At 60.5% G+C, this 22,063-nt stretch carries 20 protein-coding genes and 4 pseudogenes; 11 read left to right on the top strand and 13 right to left on the bottom strand.

What is annotated here, in order from left to right:
• Nucleotides 1-6: 6 nt before the first annotated feature.
• Genes C7I85_RS03735 through C7I85_RS03745 form a run of 3 tightly spaced genes read left to right on the top strand, consistent with a single transcriptional unit; the run spans nt 7 to nt 4,104 of the window.
• The gene (locus tag C7I85_RS03735; protein ID WP_106722626.1) at nt 7-1,473 is read left to right on the top strand and encodes a 2Fe-2S iron-sulfur cluster-binding protein; all 1,467 of its coding nucleotides are present in this window, start codon (nt 7-9) and stop codon (nt 1,471-1,473) included.
• Nucleotides 1,470-2,624 (top strand): NAD(P)/FAD-dependent oxidoreductase, encoded by a 1,155-nt coding sequence (locus tag C7I85_RS03740; RefSeq protein WP_106722627.1) that lies wholly within the window; start codon nt 1,470-1,472, stop codon nt 2,622-2,624. The genes C7I85_RS03735 and C7I85_RS03740 overlap by 4 nt, the downstream gene beginning before the upstream one ends.
• A gap of 46 nt (nt 2,625-2,670) precedes the next feature.
• Nucleotides 2,671-4,104, top strand: coding sequence for an aldehyde dehydrogenase family protein (locus C7I85_RS03745; protein ID WP_106722628.1), 1,434 nt, complete (start codon nt 2,671-2,673; stop codon nt 4,102-4,104).
• 13 nt (nt 4,105-4,117) lie between these two features.
• Here C7I85_RS03745 and C7I85_RS03750 read toward each other — a convergent pair.
• Together C7I85_RS03750 and C7I85_RS03755 are read right to left on the bottom strand one after the other, a co-directional pair.
• Nucleotides 4,118-4,243 (bottom strand): annotated as a pseudogene (locus tag C7I85_RS03750) (IS6 family transposase); the annotation flags it as partial.
• A gap of 198 nt (nt 4,244-4,441) precedes the next feature.
• Complete coding sequence (locus C7I85_RS03755; RefSeq protein WP_106722629.1) at nt 4,442-6,124, bottom strand: FMN-binding glutamate synthase family protein; 1,683 nt, start codon at nt 6,122-6,124, stop codon at nt 4,442-4,444.
• Between the two features lie 350 nt (nt 6,125-6,474).
• On the opposite strand from C7I85_RS03755, the pseudogene C7I85_RS32130 reads away from it, so the two are divergent.
• A pseudogene (locus C7I85_RS32130) lies at nt 6,475-6,681 on the top strand (hypothetical protein); the annotation flags it as partial.
• A gap of 75 nt (nt 6,682-6,756) precedes the next feature.
• Here C7I85_RS32130 and C7I85_RS03760 read toward each other — a convergent pair.
• A complete protein-coding gene (locus tag C7I85_RS03760) occupies nt 6,757-7,389 on the bottom strand; it encodes a LysE family translocator (protein WP_106722630.1) in 633 nt (210 codons plus the stop codon).
• Nucleotides 7,390-7,724: 335 nt separating this feature from the next.
• Nucleotides 7,725-7,920, bottom strand: a pseudogene (locus tag C7I85_RS31550) (hypothetical protein).
• 96 nt (nt 7,921-8,016) lie between these two features.
• Here C7I85_RS31550 and C7I85_RS03770 point away from each other — a divergent pair.
• A complete protein-coding gene (locus C7I85_RS03770; protein ID WP_106722631.1) occupies nt 8,017-8,988 on the top strand; it encodes a 3'-5' exonuclease in 972 nt (323 codons plus the stop codon).
• 143 nt (nt 8,989-9,131) lie between these two features.
• On the opposite strand, the pseudogene C7I85_RS31555 reads toward C7I85_RS03770, so the two are convergent.
• A pseudogene (locus tag C7I85_RS31555) lies at nt 9,132-9,386 on the bottom strand (hypothetical protein); the annotation flags it as partial.
• A gap of 633 nt (nt 9,387-10,019) precedes the next feature.
• Between C7I85_RS31555 and C7I85_RS03785 the strand changes: the two are divergent.
• The gene (locus C7I85_RS03785) at nt 10,020-11,009 is read left to right on the top strand and encodes a Tim44 domain-containing protein (RefSeq protein WP_106722632.1); all 990 of its coding nucleotides are present in this window, start codon (nt 10,020-10,022) and stop codon (nt 11,007-11,009) included.
• Between the two features lie 559 nt (nt 11,010-11,568).
• Here C7I85_RS03785 and C7I85_RS30485 read toward each other — a convergent pair.
• On the bottom strand, nt 11,569-12,009 hold the full coding sequence (locus C7I85_RS30485) for a hypothetical protein (protein WP_146148824.1): 441 nt from the start codon (nt 12,007-12,009) through the stop codon (nt 11,569-11,571).
• A 599-nt stretch (nt 12,010-12,608) separates the two neighbouring features.
• The gene (locus C7I85_RS03795; RefSeq protein ID WP_106722634.1) at nt 12,609-13,181 is read right to left on the bottom strand and encodes a methylated-DNA--[protein]-cysteine S-methyltransferase; all 573 of its coding nucleotides are present in this window, start codon (nt 13,179-13,181) and stop codon (nt 12,609-12,611) included.
• A gap of 185 nt (nt 13,182-13,366) precedes the next feature.
• On the opposite strand from C7I85_RS03795, the gene C7I85_RS30490 reads away from it, so the two are divergent.
• Complete coding sequence (locus tag C7I85_RS30490) at nt 13,367-13,624, top strand: hypothetical protein (protein WP_146148825.1); 258 nt, start codon at nt 13,367-13,369, stop codon at nt 13,622-13,624.
• 202 nt (nt 13,625-13,826) lie between these two features.
• Nucleotides 13,827-14,345: a methylated-DNA--[protein]-cysteine S-methyltransferase gene (locus C7I85_RS03805; protein WP_106723056.1), complete on the top strand. Its 519-nt coding sequence runs from the start codon at nt 13,827-13,829 to the stop codon at nt 14,343-14,345.
• A 173-nt stretch (nt 14,346-14,518) separates the two neighbouring features.
• On the opposite strand, the gene C7I85_RS03810 is transcribed toward C7I85_RS03805, so the two are convergent.
• The 5 genes from C7I85_RS03810 to C7I85_RS03830 form a co-directional block, all read right to left on the bottom strand.
• A complete protein-coding gene (locus C7I85_RS03810) occupies nt 14,519-16,261 on the bottom strand; it encodes a GGDEF domain-containing protein (protein ID WP_106722636.1) in 1,743 nt (580 codons plus the stop codon).
• Nucleotides 16,262-16,398: 137 nt separating this feature from the next.
• A complete protein-coding gene (locus C7I85_RS03815; protein WP_106722637.1) occupies nt 16,399-17,040 on the bottom strand; it encodes a DNA-3-methyladenine glycosylase family protein in 642 nt (213 codons plus the stop codon).
• 97 nt (nt 17,041-17,137) lie between these two features.
• Nucleotides 17,138-18,229 (bottom strand): bifunctional DNA-binding transcriptional regulator/O6-methylguanine-DNA methyltransferase Ada, encoded by a 1,092-nt coding sequence (gene ada, locus C7I85_RS03820; RefSeq protein WP_181257074.1) that lies wholly within the window; start codon nt 18,227-18,229, stop codon nt 17,138-17,140.
• A 199-nt stretch (nt 18,230-18,428) separates the two neighbouring features.
• Nucleotides 18,429-18,851 carry an adenylyltransferase/cytidyltransferase family protein gene (locus tag C7I85_RS03825; RefSeq protein WP_106722639.1) on the bottom strand — a complete coding sequence of 141 codons (423 nt, stop codon included), beginning with the start codon at nt 18,849-18,851 and terminating at the stop codon, nt 18,429-18,431.
• Nucleotides 18,852-19,039: 188 nt separating this feature from the next.
• The gene (locus tag C7I85_RS03830) at nt 19,040-19,489 is read right to left on the bottom strand and encodes an ester cyclase (RefSeq protein WP_106722640.1); all 450 of its coding nucleotides are present in this window, start codon (nt 19,487-19,489) and stop codon (nt 19,040-19,042) included.
• Nucleotides 19,490-19,721: 232 nt separating this feature from the next.
• On the opposite strand from C7I85_RS03830, the gene C7I85_RS03835 reads away from it, so the two are divergent.
• The gene (locus tag C7I85_RS03835) at nt 19,722-20,318 is read left to right on the top strand and encodes a hypothetical protein (protein WP_146148826.1); all 597 of its coding nucleotides are present in this window, start codon (nt 19,722-19,724) and stop codon (nt 20,316-20,318) included.
• A 171-nt stretch (nt 20,319-20,489) separates the two neighbouring features.
• On the opposite strand, the gene C7I85_RS32000 is transcribed toward C7I85_RS03835, so the two are convergent.
• The gene (locus tag C7I85_RS32000; protein ID WP_280954343.1) at nt 20,490-20,621 is read right to left on the bottom strand and encodes a DUF6522 family protein; all 132 of its coding nucleotides are present in this window, start codon (nt 20,619-20,621) and stop codon (nt 20,490-20,492) included.
• Nucleotides 20,622-20,842: 221 nt separating this feature from the next.
• Between C7I85_RS32000 and C7I85_RS03840 the strand changes: the two genes are divergently transcribed.
• Together C7I85_RS03840 and C7I85_RS03845 are read left to right on the top strand one after the other, a co-directional pair.
• Nucleotides 20,843-21,307 (top strand): group III truncated hemoglobin, encoded by a 465-nt coding sequence (locus tag C7I85_RS03840; protein WP_106722642.1) that lies wholly within the window; start codon nt 20,843-20,845, stop codon nt 21,305-21,307.
• 45 nt (nt 21,308-21,352) lie between these two features.
• Entirely contained in the window at nt 21,353-21,784 is a 432-nt protein-coding gene (locus C7I85_RS03845; RefSeq protein WP_106722643.1) for an Rrf2 family transcriptional regulator, read from the top strand.
• Nucleotides 21,785-22,063: the final 279 nt, after the last annotated feature.

Consider the following 22,063-nt stretch of genomic DNA (forward strand, 5'->3'; position numbering starts at 1 on the left):
GGGATCATGAGCCACGACAACCAGCAGGCGGAGGTGACGTTTCTCTGGAACGGCGCGCCGATCAGGGCGCGGCAAGGCGACTGCGTGGCGGCGGCTCTTTGGCGCGCCGGCATCACCACGCTCGCAAGGTCGCGCAAGATTCATCGGCCGCTCGGCTACAGCGGCTCCTATCCGACGGGCGTGCTTGCCCGTGTGAATGGGCGACCGAACGTGCGGCTCGACCAGGTCAGTGTGCAGGACGGCCTTGTCGTCGAAATGCAGAACACCTGGCCATCACCGCGCTTTGATCTTCTGAAGCTTGCCCAGTTCCTGCCGCCGAAGCTTGTCTACGGCGGCTTCGAGCACGGCGCCTGGATGCCGAAGACCGGTCCGGCATATCGCTTTGCCGAAAGGGCGATGGCGAACCTTGCGGGCGTAGCGCGCCCTGCCGACGTCACCATCCAGCCGTCCCCAATTCCTGGAGAACGCGTGGCAGTGGATTGCCTCGTCGTCGGGGGCGGGCCTGCCGGGATCTCGGAGGCGAACCGGCGGGCCAGGCTCGGCGAGACGGTCGCGCTCGTCACCAGAGGGGACCGCCTTGCCCGTTTCGCGACCGCCGCCGGAGCGGCAGTCGAGCCGCTCAGCCCGCAGGTCCGGCTGTTTGCGGGAATGGAGCTTTTCGGCGTCTACCGCGATGGCGCGCTCATGGTCGGGGCGCCGCATGACAACCGGCGAGGGGCGGTCGCCTTCGATCCCCGGGGGACGGTCCTGGCGACCGGGCGGCGTTCGATACCGCCGCTGGTCAGGGGCAATCAGCTGCCCGGCGTATTCGATGCCCACTCCGCCCTTCAGCTCGCAGCCGTCCACCGCGTCATGCCGGGACGGCGCGTCTCGGTCGTGGGGACGGGGGCGGAGACGGAGCTCGCAGACCGGCTCGTTTCTCTCGGCGTGGACGTGGTTCACCGCGGACCGGTCGAGGAACTCGTGGAGATCACGGGGCGGAGCCGGGTGACGGCCATTCGCGCCGGCGCGGAGATCCGCTGCGACGCTGTCGTCCATGCCGGCCCGTGGCGGATCGATCCGAGCCTCGGCTTCCAGGCTTCGGGCGAGGGGATGTTCCAGATGCTGGCGCGCCCGCTTCCGGACACAATGTCGGTCGTCGGGGCGGCCGCCCTGGACAACGAACGCGTTCACGCCCGCAAGCATCTTCATCCCGGCACTCTGATCTGCCCCTGCATGGATGTGACGGCCGGCGAACTCTACTGCCACATCGACGAGGGCGAAACGGATCCCGAGGTTCTGAAGCGGCTGACGTCCTGCGGCATGGGAACGTGCCAGGGGTTTCCTTGCTGGGAGCACATGCTGGCGCTGCTCGCGGCCCGCATAGGCGTCGAACCAGAGGCAATTGCTCGCCCCACCCACCGGCCTCCCCGGCGCTCGATAACGGTGGCGCAGGCGGCTGGCCTTGCCGCACTCGTGGAGCCCGACCGATGAACAAGCCCCTTCCCAAACGCGCGGCCGTCGTCATCATCGGTGGCGGCGTGCAGGGTCTCTCCGTCGCATTCAACCTGATCGAGCAGGGGCAGCGGGATATCCTCGTCCTCGATGCCGGCTACTGGCAGGGGGGAGCTTCTGGCCGCAACGGCACGCTCATCCGGCCGGGCTTCGCCTCAGTCGCCTGGACCGAGCTCTTCGTTTTGACCGTCAACGAATGGCGATCCTGGTCGAAACGCCTCGGCGAGAACGTCATGTTCACGCAGCGCGGCTACTCGGTGGTGTCGGAGGTCGAGAAAAGCGAGGCGATGCTCCTTGAGGGGCTGAAGGTCCAGAAGAGCCTCGGGGTCAATAGCTGGATGCTGTCGCGCCGCGAGATCGACGACCTTCTTCCCGCGATCAACAAGTCCCGCGTCCGGGCCGTGCAGCACCAGCCCGAAGGGGGCGTCGCACCTCACCACGCAGTGATGAAGGGCCTGCTGGCCTTCTGCCAGCGCAACGGCGTCGATGTTCGCTACCGGACGGCGATCAGCGGGGTGGAACGGACGGGGCCGCGCGTGAGCGCGGTGCTGGTGGGCGACCACAGGATCGAGGCGGATTGCGTCGTCGCTTGCGCCGGGCCGAACAACCCGGATATCGCCGCCATGGCCGCCGTACCGCTCAATGGCTTCGGCATGCGCATCGAGGCAATGGCGCTCGAGCCCACGCGGCCGCTCATCAAACCTGCCATCGCGCTGATCGACAGCCTGGCCTATTTCCACCAGACCTCGCGCGGCGAAGTGGTGGGCGGGACGGAAGTGCCCGAGACGCCGCGCATGTCGCTGAAGGTCGACGTGCCCGTGATGGTCCAGATGGCGAAAGTCTATCTGGAAATGTTCCCCCAGCTCGGCGAAGTCCGCATCCTGCGCCACTGGGCCGGGCAGTTCCATGCCTCGTCCGACTATGCACCGCTCCTCGGTGAGCATCCGGATCTGAAGGACCTCTGGTTCTCCGCCGGATGGTCCTACGGCTTCGCGGGTGCCCCGGCCGCCGGAAAGCTGCTGGCGGAAGCGATCGCCAGGGGCCGGATCGATCACCGGATGAAGCCCTTCGCCCTCGACCGCTTCGAGAAGACGGGGCCGATTGCCGAAGGCGGCATCGTGCTTGCGTGACACGTCGAACGAGAACCTTGACATACAGCCAGAAAGGACAGCTCCGATGAGCAATCACGGAAATTTCTACATCAACGGCGAGTGGGTTTCGCCGGTCACGCCCCGGACGCTCGATGTCATCAATCCGGCCACAGAAGAGGCGTTCACGCGGGTTTCAGTCGGTTCCGCGGCCGATGTGGACATGGCCGTGGCCGCCGCAAAGACCGCCTTCGAGAAGTTCTCGCAGACGAACCCGGCGGAGCGGCTCGCACTGCTGAAGCGGATTTATGACGTGTATCTCGTGCGCTTCGAGGACATTGCACGGGCTGTTTCCACGGAAATGGGCGCGCCGCTTTCCTTTGCTCGCGATGCTCAGGCCTGGGCAGGGCGGGGGCATCTCGAATCCACGATAAAGGCCTTGGAAAACTACACGTTCAGCGAAAGGCGCGGCTCGACGACAGTCGTCAAGGAACCGATCGGGGTCTGCGCCCTGATCACGCCGTGGAACTGGCCGCTCAACCAGATCGTCTGCAAGGTCGCTCCGGCGATTGCCGCAGGCTGCACCGTTGTGCTCAAGCCGTCGGAAATCGCGCCGATCTCCGGCATCGTCTTTGCAGAGGTGATGCATGCGGCGGGCGTGCCGAATGGCGTGTTCAACCTCGTCAACGGCACAGGCCCTGACGTCGGGCAGGTCATGGCCTCGCATCCCGACGTCGACATGGTCTCCTTCACCGGATCGACCCGGGCGGGCATTATCGTCGCCAAAGCTGCGGCCGACACGGTTAAGCGCGTCGCGCAGGAGCTTGGTGGCAAGTCGGCGAACATCATCCTTCCCGATGCGGATTTCGAGACTGCGGTGACGAAGGGCGTTCGCGGCTGCTTCAGCAATACCGGACAGTCCTGCGATGCTCCAACGCGCATGCTGGTTCCGAAGGAGCGCCATGAAGAAGCGCTGGCCATCGCGAAAGCCGCTGCTGAGGCGTTCCGCACGGGCGATCCGAATTCGGAAGAGACAAACTTGGGTCCTGTCGTCAGCCAGGTTCAGTTCGATAAGATCCAGCGCTTGATCGAAACAGGCGTCACCGAAGGCGCGACGCTTGTGACGGGCGGTCCTGGCCGTCCAGACGGCCTTGACCGCGGATATTACATCCGCCCGACCGTGTTCGGATATGTCACTCCGGACATGACGATCGCTCGCGAGGAAATCTTTGGACCGGTTCTTTCCATCCTTTCCTATAATGACGAAGAGGACGCGATCCGTATCGCCAATGACACTGTGTACGGCCTTGCCGCCTATGTCCAGTCTACGGATATAGAGCGCGCCCGCAGAGTGGCGTCGCGCATGCGGGCCGGATCGGTCTACCTCAACTATCCGGCCTGGGACACAATGGCGTCCTTCGGCGGTTACAAGCAGTCGGGCAACGGGCGTGAGTATGCCGATTTCGGCATCCACGACTTCCTCGAAATCAAGAGTGTGGTCGGCTACGGCGCTGAGCGATGATGCCACTAGATCGGAGAATGATCTCGGCGGTAGCGATCGATTTGAAAGCGAGCATGGGTCGGATCCGACGTTTGATACGCCGATGACCCTGTTCGATCCGGTTATTGAGGTCCCGGCACTGTCGGATGAGGATCGGCTTTACTGGACCGAAGAGCGCGCTGCAGTTTTCGATCCGGTGCTCAAGCACATAGGGTGTTGGAACGATCTCGTTCCAACACCCGCTTGCGCTGAATTGCATCCCTGCCGAGCCCTGCAATCCGCGCGATCTCCTCGCTGGTCGTGCGCAAGGTTTCCGCGATCCTGCGCGGGGCAAAGACGCCATTATCGGCTTCGTCTGTCAAAGCGGGAGCGAGAGACTCGCGTCCTGGGTTTGCCCCACATTTCGGCGCATGAATGGCCCGTGCGGAATTTCCGGCGGGGCGAAACTCTCGGCAGTTGCGCGATCCCAACGGCTGTACCAGTCAGCGAGCTCCGGGATTTCCGCCTCTCCTGAAACAAGGAAGCCCTCGGGCAGATAAGGATAGGCCTCGTTCCCGTCGAGAAACTCATTGTCCTTCTGTCGAAACATGAAGTGATACGGCATAAAATTGCGTGGATCGCTCAACCCTGCTGCACCGGCGATCTCGCCCAGTGCCCTCATAGTATTGCGATGGAATCGTGCCACGCGCTCGCTCTTGTCACCAACGTCAATCGCGCGCTGACGCGCCGGGTCCTGGGTCGCAATCCCGACCGGGCATCTGTTGGTATGACATGACTGCGCCTGAATGCACCCGATCGCAAACATGAAGCCGCGCGCTGAGTTGCACCAGTCAGCCCCAAGAGCCAGGGTGCGAGCAATATCAAATGCAGAGATGATCTTGCCCGCCGCGCCGATCCTGACTTCATCTCGGATGCCGGCGCCACGCAGTGCATTATGAACAAAGGTCAGGCCCTCCAGCATCGGCATGCCAACACGGTTGGCAAATTCAACGGGTGCTGCTCCGGTCCCGCCTTCAGCCCCATCGACAACGATGAAGTCAGGTATGATGCCCGTCTTCAGCATTGCCTTGACCATGCTCATGAACTCGCGGCGATGGCCGATACAGAGCTTGAAGCCGACAGGTTTGCCCCCCGACAACTCACGAAGCTGGCCTATGAATTCCATCAGTCCAATCGGGGTCGAGAACGTGCCGTGCGCCGCAGGAGACACACAGTCGATCCCCATCGGGATACCTCGCGCCTGAGCAATTTCGAGCGAGATTTTTGATGCAGGCAGCATGCCACCATGACCGGGCTTTGCACCCTGGCTCAGCTTCAGCTCAATCATCCTGATCTGCGGATCGGCGGCAAGCTCCGCAAATTTCTCTGGCGAGAAGCTGCCATCATCGTTGCGGCAGCCAAAATAGCCAGATGCGACCTGATAGATCAGGTCTCCTCCGCCCTGTCGATGATATCGGCTGATGCCCCCTTCGCCCGTGTCATGGGCAAACCCGCCCTCCCTTGCGCCGGTGTTCAGCGCGAGGACGGCATTTGCAGACAGGGAGCCAAAGCTCATGGCCGAAATATTGTAAAGGCTGGCATCATAAGGTTGCCTGCAAGCAGAACCTCCGATGCGCACTCGGAAATTCGTATCCTGTATGGCAACGGGGGTAGCAGAATGGGTCAGCCACGCGTAGCCGGACCCATAGACGTTCTCGATTGTTCCGAACGGTCGCTTGTCCTCAACGCCTTTTGCCCGCTGGTAGACAAGGCCACGGTCCTGACGACTGAAGGGCTCCGCATCGCGATCACCCTCGATGAGATACTGGCGAATCTCGGGCCGGAAGCTCTCCACGATGAAACGCAGATGGCCGATGATTGGATAGTTGCGCAAAATCGAGTGCCTGCGCTGGAGAAGGTCGTATACACCCAGCGCAGCCATTGCTCCAGAAACTGCTACAATTGGCAAAAGCCAGATACTATAGCGCAGGACTCCGGCAATGGCGAAAAGCGTGATGAGCACGACACAGGCGAACACCATGTAGCGCTGATATATGACCATCGTCTTCACCACCGATCATAGACATGGAGGGTTCATTGCGATCCGATCAGGATCGCTGGACTGTTAGTGAATTGTCTAGCGGAAGGCCAGCGCCGAAAATGTCGCGCTTCTCAGGCCGTCGCTAATCGTTACGCGGCAAATCCGACTTGGGCCTTGAGGACCTAGTTGGCCCGAAACCCGACTAGCCGGGTTGGCCCTTTATGGGGACGGCCGCGTTGCGATGATGACCCGACATCAGGTACCGCTCAAATCATCCCCGGCGTGGCACACAAGCTTCACCATCTGCAGGGAGCGGTGACGCGTGCCGACATTAATGCGGCCGCACAGCTGACCGCCTGCGGACATTTGCCATGGCGAGCACAACTGAGGACGACACCCCGCACGACGGCGCTCCGACATCTTGGTCGAGCGAGACCGATCAGTTGACCTCTGGGGTCTCCGACGAAAGGAAGTTCAACCGATTGCTGCTGATCTCGGCCGGGAACATGCACCAGAACATGTACGGAAATGGCGACTACTTGACGGCCTGCGCCCCCCGTGCCTGGAACGCGATTTGTGTTGGAGCATATATCGAAAAGAACGTCCTGCCACCGGTGAGGCAGACGCGCCCTCGCGCCGGTAACGGCTGCGCGCTAACGCGCCGTCGCCCACGCAAACCACAGGGCAACCAACGCCAAGAGCGCCGAAAGACTCCGTCGAGCGATCTGCTCCCGGCGCGGGTCGTTCAAAAGCGGACGGAGCGCCCCGGCGGCGAGCACGATTAGGAAGTGCACGAAGGTTGCCACTCCAACATAAAGGCCCGTCAAGGTCATAGCTTGAGTCATCGGCGGCTGATCCAAATCCATGAAGGTGGGCAGGACCGCCAGGTAGAAAATGCCGGCCTTTGGGTTGAGCAAATTGGTGATCAGGCCGCGCATGAAATATTTGCCTTCGGTCGCGCTGTCGTCGTCGACCACACCATCGCCGCCTGAGCGCCATCCGTCCCAGGCCAGGTAGAGCAGAAACAGCACTCCGGACCAGCGAAGCACTTCATACAGCGTCTGAGACGTCTGGACGAGCTCGGTGACCCCGAACGCTGCGATCACGCCGATGATGGCCAAGCCGAGTGCCACGCCGGCTACCGTGGCGAACCCGGCGCGACGGCCCTCGCTCGCCGACACCAGTGCGAGATAGGTCATGTTCGGCCCAGGTGTCACTTCGATCAGAAGCGACGTCAGAATGAACGATGCGGCGGTCGAAGCAGAAATCAATGAGGCGTCAAGCATGAGCGCGTCATTAGCCCGATTTGATTGAATTCGGAAGGATTGCGTGATGCCCCGCGTCAAATCCTCCAAGACTTCGACTAAAAGCTGACCAAGCAGGTGACCATCGCTTATCTCGCCGGCATGCAGCGGACCATTAGGCGCGAATGCGCCGACCAGGCGGTCGCTGCAGGCAGGTCGACGACCACGCAACAGCGGCTAGGCATGAGGACGGCTGCTTCCATGTTGTCGCTTCTTCGAGTGCAATCACGATCAGCGCGGCGATCGGGATGATTGTCTTAACTCGTCACCTTGATCATGATCGTCGTCGTCGTCGTCGTCGTCGTCGTCGTCGCCGATCAAGATCCTGGTTGTCTGCGCTCTCGACGAATTCCACGCCGGCTTTCGCCGTAAAGTAGCGCGGTGGCAGTTTCTGCCAGCGCTTCGTCGTTCATGTCACGAGCAGCCATCGCAAAGGCGGCGCCCTCCGGCATCACGGCGCGCGCGCCGGATTGCCCAGAAGTCGCTACGGTTGCTGATTTCCACGGTTTCTATGAACTCTCCTGATTTGGCCGAGCGGATGCGTTATAGCGAATTTGCGGGACAATGCAGTCTGGAGAGTCTTTGTGAGCAAGAGCCCGAGATAAGCGAATGACGCAGCAGTTCGATTTATTTGTCTCGAAAGAGACGGCTCCTGCAAAGGCGGCCGATTCATCAGCGATCAAACACCGACCATCGCCGGTATTGAGTGAAGCCGACATGGTGCGGCAACTCCAGGAGACCGGTCGATACCGGATCCTGAAAATGCTCGAGCCTCGTTCTGTCACGGCGGCCGCGCGACCAGGATTTCCCCTGCGGGGCGTGATCCTCGACACCGAGACCACCGGCCTCAATCATCGCAAGGACGAGATTATTGAGATCGGTACCATTGCCTTCACATTTGATGAGGCTGGCAATATCGGTGATGTCATCGGTGTCTACGGTGGATTGCAGCAACCGAGCATTTCGATCCCACCGGAGATCACGCGTCTGACCGGCATCACCGATGACATGGTGGCCGGACAGATGATCGATGTCGATCAGCTTCGCGCCGTCGTCGAACCTGCTGATCTCGTTATCGCCCACAACGCAGGCTTCGATCGGCCGTTCTGCGAGGCCTTCTCGCCCATCTTTGCTGGAAAAGCCTGGGCTTGCTCGGTTTCGGAAATCGATTGGGCGTCTCGCGGCTTCGAAGGCACCAAGCTTGGTTATCTGATCGGCCAAGCGGGTTATTTTCATGAGGGCCACCGCGCCGTCGATGATTGCTTTGCGCTTCTCGAGGTTCTCGCGCAGGGTGGTGGGCAGCCGGGACGTACGCCGCTTGCCGAGCTCTACGAAGCCAGCCAGCGATCACGCGTTCGCATCTTCGCGGTAAACAGCCCATTCGATCTGAAGGACCACCTTAAGGCGCGCGGCTATCGCTGGTCGGACGGCAGTGACGGGCGCCCGAAATCCTGGTGGATCGAGCTTGCGGAAGACGCACTCGATAACGAGCTCCGCTATCTGCGCTCAGAAATCTATCGCTGGGATGAAGCCGACCCACCGGTCAGGCGCCTTACTGCATTTGACCGCTTCAAGGCATGACAAGCTAAAGGCGACGCGATAGGCGCTGAGGTGGTCTTATTCCTTGACCAGCGGCGCTACGAAGGAGGGGGCACGATGTCCTTGGGGAGGTGGGCCCTTAAGCGCGAGAGAGATGAGATTTCCCCGATGCTTGCCGGCGCTAGTCAACGGTCCATGGCGCGATCTTCATCCGAAGTGACGAAAAAAAGAGCGAATTGGCCGCGGAGTTCGCGATGCTCGGCAGCGGCAATTCGGTTGCGGCGAAGATGAAACAGGTTGGCGATCGGGCCGCGGATTGCAACGAAGCGGTGGCAATGCCGGGCCGATTTGAAACTCATCATCCCACGCTCTCGTCGTCGCGCTGCGAGATGAGAATACTCGGCGCGATTGTTCAAGCCCTTGTGCGGACGATGCTCGACGCTCCGGATTGACCTATCAGTAAGAACTCCCTCCAGGATGGATTAGAGTGCGGCCCATTGAGGACCGGACGATCGCGGCCCTCGAGTGCTTCGGCCACTTCCACCTCTTCGATCAGCCTTGCCGCGTGCCATCCGTGCGAGAAAATCGGTGGCGTGGTAATTTTAAAGATGCCGCTCTTGAAAGTCGATTGCGCCGCACCCAAATCCGGGACGCGGGCCGGGCCCCTCTGACTGTCGCCTTCGGGTGATCGTGATGTCGGACCGCGTAAGGGGGCCCGCTTCATGATGTTGAGGGCCATCAATTCGGTTCGAGCGGGCTCATTGCCAAAGCCGGTTTGGAGACTCGCATGACATCCTCCGTCCTTGGCCTGGTTTGCCCCTCCTGTCGTGCCGCTCGGGTCATGAGCGAGCGGCAGGGCATCGAGCGCGCCTACAAAGAGCGCAGCCCTGGTGACGACAATGATGTCCGCTCGAATGGCCATCGATACCCAAGCGCAAGATTAGTCGCTCTTCGAAGAATTGTTCGACTAACCGTGCGAACCTTCGCGAGACGGGCCATGCGCCTGGAATCGCGTACGATTGCTCGCCTGAGAGCATGAAGCAGCCAAGACAGCATTCATTGAGGAACTGCCGATGTCGACTTCGCCCACTGTCCGATTTGCAACCCTGTTTGCGGGCATGTTCCTGGCATTTTCCATGACAGCGATGGATCACGCGGAGGCGCGGCGCGGCGGCAGCTTCGGCAGTAGGGGCACGCGCACCTATCAGGCGGCACCGCCCACGCGGACGGCGCCGACGCAAACTGCTCCGGTCGAGCGGTCGATGACGCCCAATACCGGAACCAACGCTGCGGCCCGCCAGCAGCCGGCCGGCGCGCAGCGTCCGGGATTCATGAACGGCTTTGGCGGCTCGATGATGCGCGGCCTGCTGCTTGGCGGCCTGCTGGGCGTTCTTCTGGGGCATGGTTTTGGAGGTCTGGCTGGCATGTTTGGCCTTCTTCTCCAAGCGTTGGTGATCGGCGGCGCGATTATGCTGGCTGTTCGCTTTTTCCGGCAGCGCTCCGCGAGCGCTCAGACACCGGCGATGGCCGGTGCGGGCCCTTCAAATGCTGTAGCAAGTTTCGGACGCGGTGACACGCACCAAGGCGATGCGGCAACGTTTGGTATTCCCGGTGTCGGCAAGGGATCGGGTCGCAAGGCCGCGACTGTTGCCTCTGACGAAATCACGCTCACTCAGGCCGATCTCGAAACGTTCCAGCAGCTGCTAACGGAGGTTCAGGAAGCGTTTGGGCATGAAGATCATGGTGCGCTCCGCCGATTGGCGACGCCCGAAATGGTTTCCTATCTGTCGGAAGAACTGGCGGACAACGCGCAGAATGGCGTCCGCAACGATGTGTCCGATGTCAACCTGCTGCAGGCCGATATTGCCGAAAGCTGGCGTGAGGACGGATGCGATTATGCAACAGCCGCCATGCACTATTCCTCACGCGACGTGACCCGAGAGCGCTCCACGGGCAAAATCGTCGACGGCGACGCCGACCAGCCGACGGAAACAACCGAATTGTGGACTTTTGTGCGCCAGAACGGTGCGGAGTGGAAGCTCTCGGCCATACAGCAAGCCTGAGGCTCTCTCCACATGGACAGTCCGCCGCGATCGGCGCCTGCGGGTCGGCCACGCCGGGAGCGGAGCCCGTCCACCACATCAGGTCAGGGACGGACTGCCACGGCTTTAGCCGCCGATCACCACACCGCGTCCCCCCCTTTGACCGCACGTGGCATTTCTGGTTGCCCCCATGAATAGTCGTGCGGTCGCTAGGGGCGGAATGTTACGCGGGAGGCGACACGCATGCGCGACTTGGTCATCTCAATCGCGCTGGGTCTGATGACACCGTCTTCCGTGCACAACTGGCAAGATATTCGGTCGATGGTCTAGTGAGTGAGGCCTCGCCCGTACCGGTTGAAGCCGAATTGCTCCCCTATTCAGGCAGCCTTTTCGTGGCCAATCGCCCGGATCTTGTCCAAGACGTGTCCGGGGCAGGAAATGTCGAGGTCGAATACAGTTTCGAACGTGTCCGCGAGATGATCCGCGCTTGTAATGAGGTATTCGCCAACGTTGTTTGTCGAACTCACCTTCCGGAGATGGACGGTCTGAACGGTGTTTGCTCGTTGCCGGTTCTATTGGGTCAATCGAGCGCAAGCGACCCAGCGTCGGTCGAACCGGCTTTGCCGGAGACTGCAATCTTCGTATCCTTGTCGTTGACGCCGAACTTTTCCTTGATCGTTTCACGAATCTCCTTCTCGATCGCCGCACGTTCCTCGGATGGGAGTGCCTTGAGGCTGCTTTCGTCGAGACCCTTCGATTCGAGAATTGAGGCCCGCAGCCTCTCAATCGGATTCATCTTCGCCCATTTCATGAAGTCTTTTTCAACCGAGTCGGACGGGATTGCCGACAGAGTTCGCGAAAGCGCGTCGAGCGATCTGCTCGGCTCTACTGCACCACGGTCAGATTGGATAGACGGCATCGCTTCAAGTTTAAAAGGCGACGCCTGAGGATCGACGTGGCCGATTCTTGACCGTGAATGGTCACCGACTTGGAAATGGTTGCTGTTCTCGCCGATCTTCATGTCTTTCTCCGCCTTCCGAGGCAGATCGACCAATATCGGCCGAAGCGTGCACGAAGCTGATGCTCGGCGAAATTCGTCGATAGTGGTCGCCGTGAGCGCCAGCGCGGGTAACGGCCCTTAGCGACTAGTTGGAGCCGCCATAGAGGAGGGACGATGAAGGCGGAAAACTAACATGCCCGGATGTAGCGAGTGCTGGACTACATCAACCGGTATCTTGGCAGTGATATGGACCTGGAAGCGCATTCCACCGGTAGTTTAAGGAGGCCTTCGGATTATTTCCAGAAGTTCGTTACAGTCATTCGAGACGGCAGCAAGTCGGGAGTATAATGCCGTTCTTAGCCTCCTCGGAATGCATGGCAGAGAATACTTGAAATACCGAAACTCCTCTTTGTAGGAGCCGTGACTTGTTAGCGAAATGGCTGCGCAACTCCGCATTAAGGGCAGAGATCTGTCTGCATTCATCAGCAGACAGCAGGCTTTCGATAACGGCGCATTCGAACGCGCTGAGGTCGTTCGCGAGCTTCGTCCAGTCTAAGTCGTTTATCCGGTCCTAAGCCCGCGCGAGTTGAAGGATTTAAGCTCAGCGATTCTAAGCGAGTTCATGACGGTGCTTCCTTTTTGATAAGCGCGCGCTTCCATTCAACCCCCCACCGATAGCCCGACAGCGTTCCGTCGCTCCTGAGGACGCGATGACATGGAATGCCGAGGGCAATCGCGTTCGCGGCGCACGCGTTGGCAACAGCCCGAACTGCCTCAGGTTGCCCGATGCGGCGAGCGAGCGCGGCGTAGGTGATGGTTGCGCCGCAAGGAATCGTACGGAGCACCTCCCACACTTTGCGCTGGAAGGCTGTCCCATGGCGCATGTCGAACTGCAGGTCGAGCCCGGTGGACGGCTTGTTGATGAACCGAAGGACCTTTCCCAAGTCGTCGCTCGTCCTTGATCTGCTGGAGACAAGCACTCGATTTGGGAAGCGAGCGGCCAGATCGGCGGTCAACTCATCCTCGGTATCTCCCATAAGGATCGCACAAATCCCAACTGGGCTGCGTGCTACCAGGACCTTTCCCAGCGCACTCTCGCCGGTGGCATAGACCACTTCGTCTCTTGCCGTCGGCGCCCGCGCTGCTGCGGCCTCGCCTGAGGCCCGCCTGGCCCGTATATGGTGGAGGTTCATGTGAAAGTCTCCGGGGTTGCGTTTCCTCCCCGAAGCTAGGACTGCAGCGCCCCTCGCTCACTCCGGTGCTTGCGTTCAAATCGACGAAATTCCTGCCTCGGCCAGAGCAGTCGGCGCGCAGAGTATTCTGCCGACTATGCGAGGCGCGTAATCGTTTGGCTCGCGAGAAGGAAGCATTGTCCGGAATGGAAGCGAAGCTCGACGTCGCCATTGTCGAGTTCTGTCCATTCGGCATGTCCGTCTGCAACCAATTGGCCAAGGTAGGTCATGACGAGCGCCGTGTCCCTGTCGGCGTAATGACGGCTGGCAATATGGTCCTGCCTCAACGCACGTCCGCAACGCCGCTCGCGACGCGTTCTTTCATCCAGTCCGCTCGCCGGGAACATTGGCCCCCCGTCCGTGGTCGCCGCAGCCGCTCGCGGCTGCGGGCTAAGGCAAAATAAAATTGGCCCAGTTCAACATCTCGCTCCGGAAGTCGCACTCCGAAAATTGCTTTCAAATCGGATAGAGGTGTCTGACGCCCCGCGCGTCCGGTCTTGGAGAAGAATTCGGCCCTTTTTGATTTGAAAGCAAGGAACGGATCGCGTCGCCGGCGCCTTCATGCGGAACTTGGACCTACTCATCATCCGTATCGAGGAGGTACCAATGCGTGAGCACATCAAGTTCGCCTGGGGTAACAGTTCACTCGGGCATTTTCTTGTAGCCGTTTCGAACAACGGCATCGTTACCCTCGAGTTCGGCGAGCACGGCGGCGTCACGTTAGATGCGCTGCGCGCGAATTGCCCGAACGCAGAGATAATGGAGAGCCAAGAAGACCTGGCAACGATTATCGCGAAACTGGCTGATATCGTGGAGCAACCTGGCATCGACCCAGGATTGGCGCTGGATATGCGAGGCAGTGAATATCAGCGCCAGGTCTGGACGGTGCTTCGCGAAATACCTGCTGGCGAGACGACGAGCTATGGCGCTTTGGCTCAGCGGCTCGGAACGCGCGATGCCCGTGATGTCACGACAGCGATCGCTGCAAATCCGATCGCGATCCTTATCCCATGTCACCGGGTCATCAAGAAGGACGGCTCGCTTTCCGGTTATCGGTGGGGTGCGCGCCGCAAACGTGTTCTGCTGGAACGCGAGCGCCGGCTGATGCTGCGGCAGAAAGGCTGATGTCCAGTGGCCGAGAAACCGACCACGGATCGCGGTTGCAGCCCTGATCCGGCATTAACCGAGACCCCGGCGACAATAGCACCGCGATGTTGCTGCGGATGGCGCTCGCTTGCCCCGGGCAGGCGCGCGGTATTTCGCAGCTATCGTTTCCATCGCAGCAGCGTTCATCTTGGTCAAATCCGTCCACACCGCCTAGCTACAGCATCAAAGACTGGATCCACATCATTCTTCGATCCTTGCATCAATGCTATTTCGGCTCGATTGCGGCCAGCAAGTTTGGCGTTGTAAAGTAGCCTGTCGGCTTGTTCGTAGAGCTCTGCGAACTCCGCATCAGCATTTGGCGACGTATCCGTCATGCCCATGCTGGCAGTTACAGGTCGCCCAAGACCTGGAACGGCGTTGGCTACGATGGCGGAGATCGCCTGGCGCCGACGCTCCGCCCGAGCCTGGGGATCTTCTCCGCGCACAAGCAGCACGAATTCCTCTCCGCCGAGGCGGAACGCATGAACCTGCGGGTCTGCCTGAAGCGCTTCGGCCACGGCTTTCAGCACGGCGTCGCCGACCACGTGGCCATGAGCATCATTGATCGCCTTGAAGTGGTCCAGGTCGAGCACGGCAAGTGTGCGGTAGCCCTCGGCGCGGAACTTCTCGAAATTCTGCTCGATTGCTCGCCGGTTGAGCAATCCCGTCAGTGCGTCGCGTTCGGACAGGCGCTCAAGCATGTCAGCTTCGAAGCGCGCGTGGTCCCGCTCGCGCTTGATCGTCATGAAGCGGTCCGCCACGCCGAGAGCGGTGAACAGGACTTCGCATGCGCAACCCACATAGAACAGGAGCATGGCATCATTGCTCTGCAACCCGGGAACCACGCCCGTGACCAAGCGCACCAATCCGGCCAAAATCATAGGCGTATAGCCGACCGCCTGGAACTTGGCGGCCCGACTTCCGCGCCGCAGTGCGTCGGCAACTGACAATATGAAAATGACGACCACCGGAGCAAAAGCCGCCGTGTACACGGTCGACTGAATCGAACGCCCCGCGAAGGGAAACGCCGCGTGAGCCGTGCTAAGAAACATCGCCCATGCGGCGCAACAGAGCAGCGCTTGCCGCAGGAGCGGATGCATGCGGCCGGCTTCGATGAAGCTGTGAGTAAACATCGCCCCAGAAGCGACAGTAAGGCCGAAGATCACAGTCGTCATCCAGCTTAACGTCATTGCTGGCGGATCGAAGAGAATGACCGCAAGACCCGAAGAGATCAGGATAGTCAGCAACAACGAGACCGTGAGCATGGAATGCCAAAGCACAAACGGCTCGCGCAGAATCCGGTAGAAGGCCGCGTTGAAAATGAGCGGCATGGAAAGCATTCCGGCAAGGATAGCCAAGGGAAGCAAGGACCGCAGAAGGTCTGAGCCCAGAGCGATGTCAGACGGTGAGAGGTAGGCTCTCTCCAGCGTCATCTGGTGGGTCGGCAAATCGAACGCGACAACGACCTGCAGCGTGTCGCTGGTTACACCCGGCAGAGAGGCCTTGAAATACCCGCCATGCAGAGCGCTACGCAATTCGTCCGCCGACAAGGAGGTCTGGCGCATTGCGCCGTCTCGGTCGATCGCCAGCAGATGCACAGCCGCGAGCGCACTTCGCCTTGAAAAGAGATATTGGGGAGGGACATCGTGTGGACCGATTTCAAAACGCAGCAGCGTCCGCTCGCCTTCGAGCGAATAGATCCGATCTCCGCAAGTCCAGCGTCCGGGCGAGTGGACGACAGTGACCAAGTCGTCCGACAAACTGCTGGACGCCCAGCAGGAGCTGCGAATGTCCATAGATTCAGCCGCGCCAAGGGGTGCAGCGCCCAGAGATGCAAGCATTACGAAGCTCAGCACCGCCGTCACAAGCGCTTTTCGGAGGTCATTCCAGAACATTGATTGACGCTACACGCCCAACATTGAGATGCGGTTACCGACCTCCAAATCAGTCGGCACGTCATGAATCAGACAAAGCTCAAGTCAGGAACCCCAAACGCAATACATGCGGCAATCCGCCCATGCCGCACGTGTTTCTAGTCGAGCACGTTGCCCCGCTCTCGCGGCATTCGCCAAAGATACCAAGAGGCGACGGTACGGTGCGGCGCCCATGCCTTCCCGATTTCGCGAAGCTCTCTTGGCTTGGGTTGCGTAGGCAGGGATTTCAGTGCGCGATACCCCTCGCGCACGCCGAAGTCGTCAACGGGAAGGACGTCCATGCGCTCGAGTGAGTACATGAGCAGCATCTCGACGGTCCACCGACCGATTCCCTTGATCGCGGCAATCCGAGAAACAAGCTCCTCGTCGCTCATCGTGATGGCGATCTCTCGAGACGGTACGAGACCGCTCAGCGAACCTTCGGCGATCGCCTTGATCGTCGCAATTTTGGAAGCTGAGAAGCCGCAGGCTCGAAGCGCATCGAAATCCGTCGCCAAGATGTTGTCCGGCGTTGGAAATGCGGTTGCAGGGTGCAGGGCCTTCAGTCGCGCAATAATCGCATCGCCGGCCTTGGCGGTGAGCTGCTGATATCCAATCGCGCGGATCAGGGCCTCATAGGGCTCGCGGGCGGCCTTTGGGTCATGGCGGCACGGCCCGACATGAGCGATGAGCTTTGCCCAATCGGCGTCCAGGTTGCGAAGGAAGGAAACGCATGTCTCGTAGCGGGCGAAGAGGCTCATTGATCAGGCAATCTGCGGATATAGTGGCGCCGGGCGCGGAGAGCTCCGCAGCGGCTATTGGCAATTTGGTTGGCGATGTTTTGGTCCCTCGCAATGGCTAGCTGCCGGGCTGAGCCTCGCGTTTGAGAAGCGCGCGTTTCCGCTCCACGCCCCATGCGTAGCCCGAGACGGTGCCGTCGTTTTTCACCACGCGGTGGCATGGGATTGCCACCGCGAGATTGTTCGCCGCGCATGCCCCGGCAACGGCGCGGACGGCCTTTGGTGCGCCGATGCGCCGGGCGATCTCTGCGTAGGAGACCGTGCTTCCGACCGGGATTTCACGCAGCGCCTGCCATACCCGTTGCTGGAAGGCGGTGCCACGAACGTCCAGCGGTAAATCGAGGCCGAGTTGCGGCATTTCAACGAAACCGACGACCCGTGCGACGAGGGCTTCGTAGTTCGGGTCGGCTCCGATCAGCCGTGCCTTGGGAAAACGATCCTGCAGGTCGCGGACCAGTTCATCCGGGTCATCGCCGAGCAAGATAGCGGCCACACCCTTTTGGCTGGATGCAACCAATATCGAGCCGAGCGAGGTTTCACCGACCGCGAAGCGGATTTCCTCGTTTGCGCCCCCGTTCATGTATTGGGTCGGCGTCATGCCCAGCATGTCCGTTGACTTCTCGTAAAAGCGACCACTGGAGTTAAAGCCGGCATCATAGATCGCGCCGGTTACGCTCCTGCTGGAGTGCAGGCAGCGCCGGACTCGTTGCGTACGATGCGCGGTCGCGTAGTCCTTGGGCGTGAGCCCCGTCGTCGCCTTGAACACGCGATGAAAATAGCTCGGACTCCGGTCAACCGCGCCAGCCAGGTCAGACAGCGACGGTTCTTCCTCGCTCTCCTCGATCAGGCGGCAGGCACGCGCCACGATCGCCGAATTCTCTCCGTCGATCGAAAGTCCTTCCGGGTTGCAACGCTTGCATGGCCGGAACCCCGTAGCCCTGGCGGAGGCGAGCGTGTCGTGCAACTGCACGTTCCTCGGATTCGCGGTCCGCGACGGGCATGACGGACGGCAGTACACTCCGGTCGTCGCAACGGAGTACCAGAAGAGACCGTCGGCGGACTTGTCTCGCGCGGCAATCCGTGCCCAACGAGGGTCATCCGCCACACTTGGCGTCGTTTTATTTGCTCGCTCGGCCGTCAACGTAAGCATGGCACTTTCCTGTCGGATAGTTTGGGACATTACTGACCGCGGCAACGCTGTTCCGCACTCCAATCCTTGCTCTCAAATCCGAATTGGCGGAGCCGAGCGGCGGCGCATATCCAAGGCAAGAAACCTGACACCCCTGCCTGCAGCCGGCCACCCGATTCCTGACGGGATAAGTGGCGGTGGTCGGCGATCCTCGGTCAGGTCAAGGAACCTGATGGGGTTGCAGAATTCGTCGCAGCAGCGTGCTTGAGACGGTGGTGGTATATGGGAAGTAGCGCATCTCGACGCCTACCGTCGCGAGATCGCGTTCCAGGCGATCTCCCTTCATGGTGCCCTGCCGATCGTCTCCCTTGAAGAGAACATTGAATTGCAATTCCCGCCAGACGGCCAGAATGTCGTCTGCCGTGTGCGGACAGGCGGCATCGACGAACTTGACGCAGCGGAGGATCTCCAGCCGGTCCGCAACCGGGATGACAGGTAGGACACCCTTTGCGCGAAGCGCGATCTCGTCCGAGACGACACCCGCGATCAGGATATCGCAGTGTGCCCGAGCATTGCGCAACAGATTGAGGTGCCCGACATGAAAAAGATCGAGGGTGCCGGGGGCATAGCCGATGCGGGACATTTTTGACCGTTCTTCAGGAGGAGGACACCTCCAAGTCTAGGGCTTTTGCTCGCGGCAGCCCTCCGTTTCCTATCTCCCAATCGGATAACGCCCGACTCCATCGCCAAAAAAGGATGGGCCGCGCAACGAGCGCGCGCCCCAAGGAAAAACCCGCCCGCGAATGCATTGCGGGCGGGTTTTCTTCGAGATCATGCGGCCTTGAGGATGCCGAGTTGCGTGAGACACGCGACACCGTCGTCGAGACCGATTTCCTCAACGATCTTGCCATTCACGACCTTCAACACGGTCGTGCCCGTGAACCGCATCTTGCGCCCCGTATTGGCAGGAAGCGAGCCGGCAATGAAGTCGCCGAATGCCGGGCCGGTGTGGGTGCCACCACCTTCCCACTGGCCGACGACATAGTCACCCTCGGCGATGAGTTCGGCGGTGGCACCGAAGGCCAGGTCCGGGAATGCCGCACGAAAATCGCGCATGAATGCCTTGATGTCGGCATGACCGCGGCGCGGTTCATGCAGCGAGTACCTCAGCAGCATATCCGGCGCCGCGATCTCGTCGACGACGTCCAGATTGACCTTGTCGCCCCAGAAATCGGTGAACCACCGAACGACGATGGCCTTGTTGTCTTCCTCTTTGCTCATTTTGGACTCTCCAGTGTTGATGAGGCAAGGATCATCGGCGCTGGCCGACAATCTCGGAGTGGGATAGCGGCGCTCGTGACGCGCGAAACTCCGTTTCTTGCCATCCAATCGGATCCTGCTTTGTCGCTCGTCGATCGGCAGCTTGCGGATTGGCGACCGACGTGATTGCGGCCGCCCGAAGAATAGCTGGCGGTTCGCAGGGGGGCATGGATGCGGGGGATACAGATTTTGTTTGACGTTTTGGCTCTGGTTCTCAGCCAAAGTTCTATTTGAAGGCAAGAATCGAGATTTCCGCGCGAGGGGCGCAATCTCATCATTGCAAATGCCTCGATCTGCGATGGGTCCCGCGATGAAATTGATACGGTTCGATAAGGGAAAGACGGGATTGGTCATTGACCGAGCCGACGGACGATACGTCATCGACGTCGTCGGCAGTCTCGGGGCGCTTGCGGCGGACGACTTGATAGCCCGGGAGGTGCTTAGCGGTGTTCTAAAGGACAACGGAAGCTGGGCGACCGTAATCGAACAGTGGCCGCATGTACGCCGCGGATTGCAGAAACTCGTGCCTCTGGCTTTGGCACGAGAGGCGAGTGGATTGGTGATGCGTCGGCTCGACGAAGTTCACCTTGGCGATCCATCGGGAAATCCTGACGGCATTGCGAGCATTGATATTGCAGAACAAAGTGAGGTCGCGCTCCATCCGACGGGGCGTGAATTGATGGCGCGACAAGCTGCACACCCGGATATCGCGGCGGAACGATCGGATCGCGGCGTCTTCGGATTCGACGCCTGTCTGGCGGAAGAGCCGCCGTGGAGTCGCAGAGTTTGATGGACGCGACGATTATTCCTGCTTATGCGCAGTCCTGTCCCCTCGAAACAGGAGTACCGGGTGCCCTTTGTTTCGCTTTCTCGCTAAGCCGGGAACTCGCTCTTCGCTCCGTATCCGAACGGGGGCACTCTGTGGATTTTGCCTACAACGCAAAGGACCTCGGTCCGAAACTCAGCGGGATACGATCGGCTCCTCGCTGACAAGGCAGTAGACCGAGTTGCCGCTGCGCACGGTCAGGCGCTTGCGGCCCTTGTCGCAGTAGACGCCGCGATCCACTAGACTGGTCACGAGTCCGAGGCGCATGCGGTGCCGCCAAGAAGGCCGCGTCCAGAACATAGTCCCCGGTCTGGTCAAGCCCGAGCCTCATCTGGTCTTCCTTGTCAGAGGCGCGCAGGCAATGTGCGGCATAAAGGTAGATTGACGATATATGTTTAATCCGGATAGTGAAGCATGTTCCTAGCGGACATCCATCATTGTTGGACGACAAAGGGCCGCACCAGCCTAGCTGACGGCGGAATGCAGGCATGAGCGAAGGCGCGAAGGACAAGCCAACCATCGTTATCGACGGCCGGGTGCTGTCCGAACAGCTGGACGAGCAGATGATCCACGACGTGGTTCACGGCTTTTACAACGAGATCCGTAAGGACGCTCTGCTCGGGCCAGTGTTCAACGGCGCCATCGCGCCGCACGATTGGCCACGGCATCTGACGAGAATGTGCGACTTCTGGTCGTCTTTGATGCTGCGCACCGGCCGCTATGACGGCCGACCCCTGCCGCCGCATCTGGCACTTCCGGGGCTTGGCGCACAGCATTTCCGGCGATGGCTGGGTTTGTTTCGCGCAACTGTCCACAATCTTTGCCCGCCGGACATTGCGGCTCTGTTTATTGAAAGAGCATTGCGCATCGCACATTCCTTCCGCCTAGCGCTGGCCCACAATCGCGGTGAAAACACCTTAACCGTCGAGCCGATCACGGCCGACAGTCTATGACCTTCCGCGACAGTCGGCAGGTCGGCATGCGAAGGTTGATCCGAAATGAGGCTGACGAGTTTCTCCGACTATACGCTGCGCATGCTGATGTTTGCGGCGTCCGCCGAGGACCGGCTGTTCACAATCGAGGAGACGGCGCGCGCCTTCGGCGTGTCTAGGACGCATCTCAACAAGGTGGCCAACACGCTGACCCGTGCCGGATATCTTGTTGCGGTTCGCGGCAGGTCGGGCGGGTTGACCCTCGGCCGCCGACCAGAAGACATCCGCATAGGCGACGTTATCCGGTTGACCGAGCCGGATTTCGCCCTGGTCGAGTGCTTCGCGACGGGCAACCATTGCACGATCACGTCCTGTTGCAAGCTTTCCGGCATGCTGCGCGACGCGCTGTCCTCGTTCCAGAACACACTCGACAGCTACACACTTGCCGATATCGCGCTCGCACCCAGGGATTTCCTACGTGACACGTCACGCGCCTAGCGACGATTTCTGGCCGAAGTTGCCCAGAAGTACATTTTCAATGGCCTAGGTAAGGGTTCGGTACATGCGCTACCGCGGTGTTGAGCGCGATCTTGAACGGCATGATACCACTGGCGCTCGGCAATCTTGCCTGGACCATGGACTGAGGCGCGGCAATCGCCTGCTGCTGACCGTGTTCGCCTACGCTACTCCGCTTGTCAGCGCTGATCCTCATGGTGTTCGGCTATGCCGAAGCTTTCCTCGGCCTGGCTGCTTGGCGGGGCGTTTATCGTGACAGGC

The organism is Pseudaminobacter soli (ex Li et al. 2025) (genome assembly GCF_003012705.1).
Taxonomy (GTDB): domain Bacteria; phylum Pseudomonadota; class Alphaproteobacteria; order Rhizobiales; family Rhizobiaceae; genus Pseudaminobacter; species Pseudaminobacter soli.